Source organism: Micrococcus sp. (assembly GCF_030523875.1).
Lineage (GTDB): Bacteria > Actinomycetota > Actinomycetes > Actinomycetales > Micrococcaceae > Micrococcus.
The window spans coordinates 1-9,722 of record NZ_JAUNHR010000069.1; the positions used below are offsets into that span (position 1 = coordinate 1).

Genomic DNA, 9,722 nt, shown 5'->3' on the forward strand with positions numbered 1-9,722 from the left:
GACCTCCACCTTGGCAAGGTGGCGCTCTAGCCAACTGAGCTACATCCGCATGATGGGCTTCACAGCACCGGCCTGGTGGCCGTTCTCCGCGATTTCCAACGAGAAAGAACTCTAGACCATGCCCGCGCCCGGTGCCAAATCGGCCTCCCGGCCGGGTGGGGGCCCTGCCCGGCAGGGCCCCCGGGGTTTGCCAGAATGGGGACCCATGACCCAGCCACGCCTCGCCCACCAGACCCCGCAGGGCCGCATGTACGCGCGGTCGGTGTCGGGGCTGCCGGAGGTCCCCTCGATCACCACGGTGATCGGCATGGAGCGCATGGACCTGGACGGATGGGTGGGCTGGATGGCCGCCAACGCCGTCGCTCAGGACCCCCGCCTGGCGGAGTCGGTCGGCTCGCCCGCGCGGCTGAAGCAGGTGGCCCGCCAGTGCGCGGACGCCGCCGCCCGCTACCGGGACGCCGCGGCCGAGCGCGGGGACCGCGTTCACGACTACGCCGAGCAGGTGGCCCTGCGCGCCCTGGGCCGCCCGCACGCCATGGCCGAGGCCCGGGCGCGACTGATCGAGCATGGGGAGGGCGCCTACGCGGACCGGTTCGACGAGTGGTGGGACCTCTACGACGTGCAGCCGGTGGCCGCCGAGATCACCGTGTGGAACCACTCCGTGGGCTACGCCGGCACCCTGGACCTCGTCGCCCGGATCGGCGGGCGCCTGTGCCTGATCGACTACAAGACCAAGGGCACGGGCCGCGACGGCCGGGTCAAGGCGCTGGACCCGAAGGTGGTCATGCAGCTCACCGCCGGTCTCAAGGCGGAGGAGTCGCTCGTGGACGCCGAGGCCGGCACGTGGGAGCCCTGGGCCCACGGGGACGCCCAGATGCTCCTCGGCGTCGCGCTGGGGGAGACCGAGGTGGCTGTGCACCAGGCCAATCCCAACGCGCTGCCCCGCCACTGGCACAAGTTCTGGGCCCTGCGTCAGGTGTGGACCCACGCCCAGGCGGTGGACGACGCCGGCCCCGCCCTGCGCGTGATCGGCCCGCCCCCCGTCTCCTCGCCGGGGGCCGCCGGCGGGCTGGAGGCCGCCCGGGCCGCCGCGTTCGGCGGCGCCGATAGGCTTCAGTCGTGACCGATCCGCACCCGAACGCCACGCCCGATCCCGCTCCCGGAGTCGACGCCGCCCGTCCGCTGCGCGTCCTCTACGCCGGCACCCCCGAGACCACGGTGCCCGTGCTGCGCGCGCTGCTGGACTCCGAGCACGAGGTCGTCGGCGTGCTCACCCGCCCCGACGCGCCCGTGGGCCGCAAGCGGGTGCTCACCCCGTCCCCGGTGGCCCGCGCCGCCGAGGCGGCCGGGGTGCCTGTCCTCAAGGCGGATCGCCTGCGGGGCCAGGCCGGCACCCCCGTCCTCGACGAGGTGCGCGCCCTCGCCCCGGACGTGGCCGTCGTCGTCGCCTACGGGGCGCTCGTGCCCGCGGACGCCCTCGAGATCCCGGCCCACGGCTGGCTCAACCTGCACTTCTCCCGCCTGCCCGCGTACCGCGGCGCCGCCCCCGTGCAGCGGGCCCTGATGGACGGTGCGGAGTCGATCGGCGCGGACGTCTTCCGGCTCGAGGAGGGCCTGGACACCGGGCCCGTCCTCGCGCGTCTCGAGCGTCCGGTGGACCCGGGGGAGACCTCGGGGGAGGTCCTGGCCGACCTCGCCGAGCGCGGCGGCCCGCTGGTGCTGCAGGTCCTGGCCGACCTCGCCGCCGGCACCGCCGCCGCCGTCCCGCAGGAGGGCGAGCCCACCCACGCCGCCAAGCTCACGGCCGCCGACGGCCTCGTGGACCCCGGCCAGAACGTGCGCACCGTGGCCGCCCGGATCAACGGCGTCACCCCCGAACCGGGGGCGTGGGGGTGGCTCGTGCCCGCCGACCGCGACGACGCCGCCCCCGCCCGCCTCAAGCTCGCCGGCGTGCTGCCCGTGGCGGAGGGTGAGGACGGCTGGCCCGCGGACCTGGCCGACGCCGCCCCCGGGGCCGTCGTCTCCGCGGGCGGGACCGCCTGGCTGCGCACCCACGGGGGAGCGGTCCGCCTGGGCCGCGTGCAGCCGGCGGGGAAGAAGGAGATGGCCGCGGCCGACTGGCTGCGCGGACTGCCCGCCCCCGTGGCCCTGCTCGGCGGCGACGCCCTCCAGGCGCACCAGGAGCACCAGGCCGAGGCCGCGCAGCGCCGGGCGGCCGAGCGCGAGCAGGCCCGCGCCGCGGCGCAGGGCGGGGCGGCAGCCGCCATGGACACGAGGACAGGGGAACGGGCATGAGCGCACAGGACGGCACCGCAGGACGGGGCGGACAGGACAGGAGCAGCCGCGGCGGTGGTGGCCGGGGCCGCGCGGGGAAGGGCGGCGGACCCCGCGAGGACCGCCGCGACGCCGCCGGTCGCCAGCGCAACCGGGGCCGCTCCGGCGCCGGCCGGCACCGCACCGCGCAGGCCCCCTCCCAGCGCACCCGCCAGGCCGACCCGGCCCGCCTGACCGCGTTCCGGGTGGTCCGCGCCGTCCACGCTGAGGACGCCTACGCCAACCTCGTCCTGCCCCGGGGCATCCGTGAAGCCCGCCTGGACCGCCGCGACGCCGGCTTCGCCACCGAGCTCGCCTACGGCACCCTGCGCGGCCTCGGCCTCTACGACGCCGTGCTCGCCCGCTGCGTGGACCGGCCCCTGGACGCGATCGACGCCCCCGTCCTGGACGCCCTGCGCCTGGGCGCACACCAGCTGCTGCACATGCGCGTGCCGGCCCACGCCGCCCTCGACGCCACCGTGGCCCTCGTGCGTGCGGAGGTCGGCGCCGGCCCCTCCGGGTTCGTCAACGCGGTCCTGCGCCGCGTCTCCGAGCGGCCCCTCGAGGACTGGCTCGCCGACGTCGCCCCGGAGGACGGCGGCGACGCCGCCCGGGCCGTCCGCCACTCCCACCCGGCGTGGATCGTCCGGGCCCTCCGCCAGGCCCTGGCCGGGCACCCCTCGACCGCCGCCGCCGAGGACCGCGACGCCGAGCTCGAGGCCCTGCTGGCAGCCGACAACGCCGCGCCCGTGGTCAACCTCGTGGGCCTGCCCGTGCCCGGCGGCGCCGAGGCCCTGCAGGCGGCCATCGACGACGGCGCCGAGCCCGGCCTGCTGGCCCCCGGCTCCGCCCTCCACCACGGCGGCGACGCCGGCCGCCTGGCCGGGCTGCGCGAGGGCGTCCTGCGTGTGCAGGACGTCGGCTCCCAGCTGACCGCCCGCGCCCTGGCCACCGTCGAGACCCGCGCCGGGGACGCCGACGGCCGCTGGCTCGACCTGTGCGCCGGCCCCGGCGGCAAGGCCGCGCTCCTGGCCGCGCTCGCGGTCGAGCGCGGGGCCACCGTGCTGGCCAACGAGGTCGCCCCGCACCGGGCGGAGCTCGTCCGCTCCGCGCTGGCGGGCGTGCCGGAGGCGGCGTGGCAGGTGCGCACCGGGGACGGCCGCACGATCGCCGAGGACGCCCCCGCTGGCGGCTTCGGCCGGATCCTCGTGGACGCCCCGTGCACCGGCCTGGGCGCGCTGCGCCGTCGTCCGGAGTCACGCTGGCGGCGCACGCCGGCGGACCTCGCCGAACTGACGGGCCTGCAGGCTGAGCTGCTGGACGCCGCCGTGGGCGCGCTGGCCCCGGGCGGCGTGCTCGCGTACGTCACGTGCTCCCCGCACGTGGCCGAGACCCTCGTGCAGGTCCAGGACCTGGCCCGGCGCCACCCGCAGCTCGAGCAGCTCGACGCCGCCGCGGCCCTGCAGGACGTGGCGCTGGCCGACCTCGGGCTCACCGCGCCGGAGGGCACGGACCCCGTCGCCGCCCGCACCGCCCAGCTCTGGCCCCACCGGCACGGCACGGACGCCATGTTCCTGGCCCTGTTCCGCGCCCCGATCGACTGACCGACCCGTCTGACCGCACCCCACGCCCGACCGTCCGGAGGAGCCCCATGAGCGCCTGCATCCACCCCTCGATCCTCTCGGCGGACTTCGCCCGCCTGGCCGAGGAGCTCGCCCGCATCCCCGGCTCCGACGCCGTCCACGTGGACGTGATGGACGGGCACTTCGTGCCGAACCTCACCCTCGGGCTGCCGGTGGTGCAGGCCATCCGCGACGCCACGGACCTGCCCCTGGACATCCACCTGATGATCGAGGACGCCGACCGCTGGGCCCCGCAGTACGCCGATGCCGGCGCCGAGTCCGTGACCTTCCACGCCGAGGCCGCACGCGCCCCGATCGTGCTGGCTCGCACCCTGCGCTCCCACGGGGCCAAGGCCGGCATGGCGCTGCGCCCGGCCACCGGCGTCGAGCCCTACCTGGACCTGCTGCCCGAGCTGGACATGCTCCTGGTGATGACCGTGGAGCCCGGCTTCGGGGGCCAGCCCTTCCTGGACGTCACCCTGCCCAAGATCCGCCGCGCCCGGCAGGCGATCGACGCCGCCCCCACCCCGATCGCCCTCCAGGTCGACGGCGGCGTGAACCGGGAGACCATCCTGCGCGCGGCCGAGGCCGGGGCGGACGTCTTCGTGGCCGGCTCCGCGGTGTTCGGCGCCGACGACCCGGACGCCGCGATCGACGGGCTCCGTTCCCTGGCGCGCGACGCCGTCGCCGGCTGAGCCGGGATGGGGACCTCCCGCCGGCCTTGGGGCCGCCCCCGAGGAGAGGCGGCCTCGATCGGTGTGCAGAAGTCGAAGGGCGGGGCAGGCGGCGGTCAGCCGCTCCACGAGCTGATCGCCTCTGAGGTCGAAGGCGTCACTGCGGCGTACACCGGGGTCTTCGCCGACACCTTCGGAGGAGTGGTGTGACGGCCTCGTCGAGGAGTGGGGGCCGAACCTGTGTGCCACCATCTACGGCCCCTATGGGGACGAGGCGTTGTTCGAGATCCACTGCGGGGACGCCGTCTACAGCACGGTGACCTACACCTCTGACAATGAGGGAGACATGTCACCAGGCGGATTCGTGACGGTCCTGTTCGAGTCCACCGCGCGGCACCGGGGGCTTCTGGAGACCGCGCCTCCTCCGGAGATCCTCGCAGGGCCCGAGGGCATCGAGTTCGAGCGGATCCGATGAGCGCGGCCGAGGCCGACGGGCGTGGAGGCGGGGCGAGAAGCCATGACATGGCAGATCAGGATCGGCTCTGGGTGAGGACGACGTGACCTTCGTGATCGCTTGTGCCCTGCTCGCCACCTTCGTGCTGCTGAATTGGGTGGTCCTGAAGAGGTCAGCCGGACTGACAGATCTCCTCTGGATCATCGGCGGGTTCTACCTGCTCTCCTTCCTCTACAACGTGACGATGATCGACGAACTCGCGTGGGAGGCGGTCGACGGTGTCTGGCAGGGCGGCTCTCCCTCAGAGATGCTCGGTCGCCCCTCGAAGACGCTGGACTGGTTGCTCTGGTTGAACTGGATGTCCCTCCTCGTGCTCATCACGTCATTCTTCCGAGTGGACCGCGCCGCGGATGCCGCACGGGGTGGCGACGATTTGGGTAAAAGCAATCTGCGAGGCTTCAGCAGTGCATCTAAGAGTCAGATCACGGCCCGGCCTTCAGGTGCGGATGGCCTGGGTAATATTAGTTTCGACCCCATGACACCTTTGCGCGGTGGGCATGCCGGGTTTAGACAGAAATGACATCGGAATGGGTGATTTCTAGTGGGATGGTCGGAAGTTGAGGAGTACGTCCACATCGCGGCGGGCAACTCGTGGAAGGGGGTGCCCAAAGGCAGCCTTGACTGGGTGAAGATGATCGAGTTCGAGACAAAGATCGGGCCGTATCCGCCGGGTCGATCCTTCCCGAAGGCGTGGAGACTGGAGGGTCGTGCTAGCGAATACGTCCATGAATGGGGGCATCTGCCCCGGTTGTGGGACCTGACACTGCGCTACCCACGGCCAGAGCACGTGACCCAGCTGGCGGGATTCCGTGTGAAAAGGCTTGCCGTGTACCAAGGGGCCGGTCTGCCCGCCGGCACGGTCTGGCCAGAGTTGCCCACCGTCAAGAGTGCGTCCTGGGCCCTGATGTCGGTGGTGAGCCTGCACGGGTTGACGGCACCCGTTCTGCACGAGGTCGAGGTCGACGGCGTTCGGGAATGCCTGGGTCTGGAGGAGCTGGTTCGTTCTTCTCCGGTGCAGAATCTGCAGGTCTTCGATGTCCGCCAGGTCCCTCTGCCACAGGCGCTGTGGGATGCGGCGGACGGAGTGGAGCACGTCCATTGGGGCGGCGAGCCCAAGGCGAACCACTGGTTGATGGAGGCTGCCCTCGGACCGGCTGCTCGAGGTGTGCGCGACACCCGCGCCCTGCCTGTGCAGATGACCCGGCCTGCTAAGCGCATCAGGGTGGCCGCCCTGGACGGGGCCACGGTGACACCGGAGGACGCCACGGCCGACGTGGTCCGCGCCGTCCTGCCTGCCCCGAGCGAGGAGATCGCTGGCCTGCTGCAGCGGATGGGCGTGACGGACCCGGGGGTGTTCTGGGCGGGGCTGTTCTCCGTGCGGTGGCCGTGTCTGCCCGAGGCCGGGGTACGGATCGCAGGCGAGGACTCCGCCACGGTGGTGCGTGGGCCGCGGGAGGCGGTGGAGGACGCCGTGGCCCTGCTGGCGTGGTGGTGCTCTTCGGCGGAGGTGCTGGTGAGCGTTGTGGACGTGCTGGTCTCGGCCGGCCTGGCCGGCGAGGTCTTCGCCGGGGGCGGACCGGCGGTCGTGCCGGTGTCCCGCCTGGTGACGGGCTCGAGCGTGGCCTCGATCGAGAGGCTGGAGGAGCGCACGTACGTGCTGACCATGCCGATGCAGCCGGTGCCGGCCACGGCGGTGCTGGAATCCCGGGGCCTGGAGCACGCGGGCCACACCTGGGACCGGATCCTGGACCTCGGCTTCCCGGCGGAGGTGCGCCGGGTGGAGCTGGATGGGGAGGCCAACGTGTTCATGGCCTACGGGACACGGCCGGCGCTGAAGAGGGTCCAGGCCGTCCTGGACCGGCTCACCCAGGACGAGGAGGAGCTCCTCGCATGTCTCGAGCGGATCGGCGTGGACAGGCTCAGCCTCGATCCCGAGCCGTGACATACTCACAGGCAAGCAACGTGCTCCGAGATGCGGTGGAAGTCCGCACCGGCGGTGACAGCCCGCTAACCGCGCGTCCCGCCCTCACCCGAGGGTCAGGGTCCGCGGCCTGACCGGTGGAATTCCGGTGCCGACCGTACAGTCGGGATGGGAGAGGCACGCGGCCGAGCCCTTCCGCGCGCCCCGGCGCACCCAGGGCCCCGGAGCGTACCCCTCGGAGACCGATCCGAGGAGACGCCGACACCCATGGACTGGCTCGTCGACCTAATCAACTGGACCATCCCCGTGGCCGGCGGCGGCCTGCTCATGCGCGAGGTGGTCGGCAACGTCTTCGGCCTGGCCTCCGCCCTGGGCGGCATGGCCCGCAAGGTCTGGGCCTGGCCCGTGGGCATCCTCGGCAACCTCATCCTCCTGACCGTGTTCCTCGCCTCCCTCTTCGGCGGCGCGGACCAGGCGACCCTGCTGGGCCAGGCCGGGCGCCAGATCATGTTCATCGCCGTCTCCGTCTACGGCTGGGTCCGCTGGAACGCCGCCCGCCGTGGCCGCGCGGACAGCGCCCCCGCCATCACCCCCGAGTGGGCCGGCTGGGGCGGCCGCACGTTCCTCGCCCTGGGCATGCTGGTCGGCACCCTGGCCCTGACCCCCGTGTTCCGCGCCCTCGGCTCCTGGGAGCCGGTGTGGGCGGACGCCTGGACCTTCGTCGGCTCCCTGCTGGCCACCTACGGCATGGCCCGCGGCTGGGTGGAGTTCTGGCTCGTGTGGGTGGCGGTCGACGTCGTCGGCGTCCCCCTGCTGTGGGGCAGCGGCTACTACGCCTCGGCCGTGATGTACGCCGTGTACGGCCTGTTCACCCTGATCGGGTTCGTCGTGTGGCTGCGGGCGAAGGACCGGGAGAAGCCCGCCGTCGAGACGCTCCTGCCGGACGGCCCCGCCGAGGGGGTCGCCCGGTGAGTCTCCCGCAGCCCTGCCCGACGACGCCGTCCCCCGCCGAGCCCCTCGACCTCGCCGCCGCCGCGGCCCTCGAGGGCGTGCGCGGCGCCACCCCGCTCGTCGGCGCCGTGATCACCGGCCCCGATGGGTACGTCCTCGCCGTCGGCCACCACCGCGGACGCGGCACCGCCCACGCCGAGGTCGACGCGCTCGCCGCCTGGCACGCCGCCCGCGCCCAGGACCCGGTGCTCGCCGCGATCGACCCCGCCGCGTGCACCCTGCACGTCACCCTCGAGCCCTGCGACCACACCGGCACCACCGGCCCCTGCTCCCAGGCCGTCCTCGACGCCGGCCTCGGCGCCGTCCGCTACGCCGTCGCCGACGCCACCGGCGCCGAGGGCGGGGGAGCGGCCCGCCTGGCCCGCCACGGGGTGCACGCCACCGGCCCCACCGGCCATGCCGCCTCCGCCGCGCTCACGCAGCGATGGCGCCATGTCCGCGACGCCGGCCGCCCCTGGGTCACCGCGCACCTCGCTCAGTCCCTCGACGGGCAGGCCGCCGCCGCCGACGGCACCAGCCGCTGGATCACCGGCCCCGCCTCCCGCGCCCACGCCCACCTGGTCCGCTCCCGCGTGGACGCGATCGTCTGCGGCACCGGCACCGTGGCCGCCGACGACCCCCGCCTGACCGCCCGCGGCGACGACGGCGCCGACCTGCCCGTCCAGCCCGTCCCCGTGGTCCAGGGCCGGCGCGACCTGCCCCCCGGCGCCGCGCTCGCGGACCGCGCGGACCTGCTGCACGTCCGGTCCCATGACCCCCACGAGGTCCTGGCCGCCCTCACCGCGCGCGGCGGCCCGTGGCCCCACGGCGGGACCCGCCCCGGGCACGTGCTGATCGAGGGAGGCCCCCATGTGCTCGGCGCATGGCTCGCGGCCGGGCTCGTGGACGAGGTGTTCGCCTACACCGCCCCGCTGCTGCTGGGACCGGGCCTGCCCGCCGTCGCGGGTCTGCCCGTGGGCACCCTCGCCGAGGGGCTGCGCTGGGCCCCCGACCCGTCCGAGGGCGGCCCCGTGCGCCTGCTCGGCGAGGACGTCCTCACCCATCTGGCCCCCACCACGAAGGACTGACATGTTCACCGGGATCATCACCCACATCGGCACGGTCGTCTCCCTCGAGGAGCACCCGGGGGCGGACACCGCCACCCTCACCCTCGACGCCGGCGGCGCCCTCGACGGGCTGCCCGCCGGCGGCTCCCTCGCCGTGGACGGGGTGTGCCTCACCGCCCTCGACGGCCCGGAGTCCGCTGACGGCCGCTTCCGCGCCGACCTGATGGGCCAGACCCTGCGGATGACCAGCCTCGGGGCCCGTCGCCCGGGGGACCGGGTCAACCTCGAGCGGTGCCTGCGCCCCACCGACCACCTCGACGGGCACCTCGTCCAGGGGCACGTCGACGGCGTCGGCGCCGTCCTGGCCGTGACCGAGCACGGGGAGTGGACCACGCTGCGCATCGGCCTGGACGCCGCCCTGGCCCGGTACGTCGCCGCCCAGGGCGCGATCGCCCTGCAGGGGGTGTCCCTCACGGTCTCCGCCGTCTCCGCGCCGGACGCGGGGGAGCACTGGTTCGAGGTCGGCCTCATCCCCGCCACCCTGCGGGCCACCACCCTGGCGGACCTCGCCCCCGGCGACCCCGTCAACCTCGAGACCGACGTCATGGCCCGCTACGCCGA

General features: G+C 74.4%; 10 protein-coding genes and 1 riboswitch. All 10 genes read left to right on the plus strand.

Annotation, left to right across the window (positions count from 1 at the left end; all coding sequences use genetic code 11):
- Positions 1 to 205: 205 nt before the first annotated feature.
- Entirely contained in the window at positions 206 to 1,123 is a 918-nt protein-coding gene (locus Q4D18_RS09125; protein WP_303127561.1) for a cytochrome, read from the plus strand.
- A 59-nt stretch (positions 1,124 to 1,182) separates the two neighbouring features.
- Positions 1,183 to 2,295: a methionyl-tRNA formyltransferase gene (locus Q4D18_RS09130; RefSeq protein ID WP_303127580.1), complete on the plus strand. Its 1,113-nt coding sequence runs from the start codon at positions 1,183 to 1,185 to the stop codon at positions 2,293 to 2,295.
- The gene (locus Q4D18_RS09135) at positions 2,292 to 3,917 is read left to right on the plus strand and encodes an RsmB/NOP family class I SAM-dependent RNA methyltransferase (protein ID WP_303127564.1); all 1,626 of its coding nucleotides are present in this window, start codon (positions 2,292 to 2,294) and stop codon (positions 3,915 to 3,917) included. The genes Q4D18_RS09130 and Q4D18_RS09135 overlap by 4 nt, the downstream gene beginning before the upstream one ends.
- Before the next feature lie 47 nt (positions 3,918 to 3,964).
- Positions 3,965 to 4,630, plus strand: a complete 666-nt coding sequence (rpe, locus tag Q4D18_RS09140) for a ribulose-phosphate 3-epimerase (RefSeq protein ID WP_303127566.1) — start codon at positions 3,965 to 3,967, stop codon at positions 4,628 to 4,630.
- A gap of 325 nt (positions 4,631 to 4,955) precedes the next feature.
- Positions 4,956 to 5,084: a hypothetical protein gene (locus Q4D18_RS09145; protein WP_303127568.1), complete on the plus strand. Its 129-nt coding sequence runs from the start codon at positions 4,956 to 4,958 to the stop codon at positions 5,082 to 5,084.
- A gap of 82 nt (positions 5,085 to 5,166) precedes the next feature.
- Entirely contained in the window at positions 5,167 to 5,643 is a 477-nt protein-coding gene (locus Q4D18_RS09150) for a hypothetical protein (RefSeq protein WP_303127570.1), read from the plus strand.
- 111 nt (positions 5,644 to 5,754) lie between these two features.
- Entirely contained in the window at positions 5,755 to 7,065 is a 1,311-nt protein-coding gene (locus tag Q4D18_RS09155) for a hypothetical protein (protein ID WP_303127583.1), read from the plus strand.
- A gap of 17 nt (positions 7,066 to 7,082) precedes the next feature.
- A riboswitch (FMN riboswitch) is annotated at positions 7,083 to 7,228 on the plus strand.
- An 83-nt stretch (positions 7,229 to 7,311) separates the two neighbouring features.
- Positions 7,312 to 8,016, plus strand: a complete 705-nt coding sequence (gene pnuC / locus Q4D18_RS09160; protein ID WP_303127572.1) for a nicotinamide riboside transporter PnuC — start codon at positions 7,312 to 7,314, stop codon at positions 8,014 to 8,016.
- Positions 8,013 to 9,122: a bifunctional diaminohydroxyphosphoribosylaminopyrimidine deaminase/5-amino-6-(5-phosphoribosylamino)uracil reductase RibD gene (ribD, locus tag Q4D18_RS09165; RefSeq protein WP_303127574.1), complete on the plus strand. Its 1,110-nt coding sequence runs from the start codon at positions 8,013 to 8,015 to the stop codon at positions 9,120 to 9,122. Before pnuC ends, ribD begins: the two co-directional genes overlap by 4 nt.
- Before the next feature lies 1 nt (position 9,123).
- Positions 9,124 to 9,722, plus strand: a 599-nt coding sequence (locus Q4D18_RS09170) for a riboflavin synthase (RefSeq protein ID WP_303127575.1), incomplete at its 3' end; no start/stop codon positions are given.

Bases quoted from the DNA above. Each gene is read 5' to 3' on its own strand.
- Q4D18_RS09135 (WP_303127564.1), top strand. From the start codon at position 2,292: ATGAGCGCACAGGACGGCACCGCAGGACGGGGCGGACAGGACAGGAGC.
- Q4D18_RS09145 (WP_303127568.1), top strand. From the start codon at position 4,956: ATGTCACCAGGCGGATTCGTGACGGTCCTGTTCGAGTCCACCGCGCGG.
- Q4D18_RS09125 (WP_303127561.1), top strand. From the start codon at position 206: ATGACCCAGCCACGCCTCGCCCACCAGACCCCGCAGGGCCGCATGTAC.
- pnuC (WP_303127572.1), top strand. From the start codon at position 7,312: ATGGACTGGCTCGTCGACCTAATCAACTGGACCATCCCCGTGGCCGGC.
- Q4D18_RS09155 (WP_303127583.1), top strand. From the start codon at position 5,755: ATGATCGAGTTCGAGACAAAGATCGGGCCGTATCCGCCGGGTCGATCC.
- rpe (WP_303127566.1), top strand. From the start codon at position 3,965: ATGAGCGCCTGCATCCACCCCTCGATCCTCTCGGCGGACTTCGCCCGC.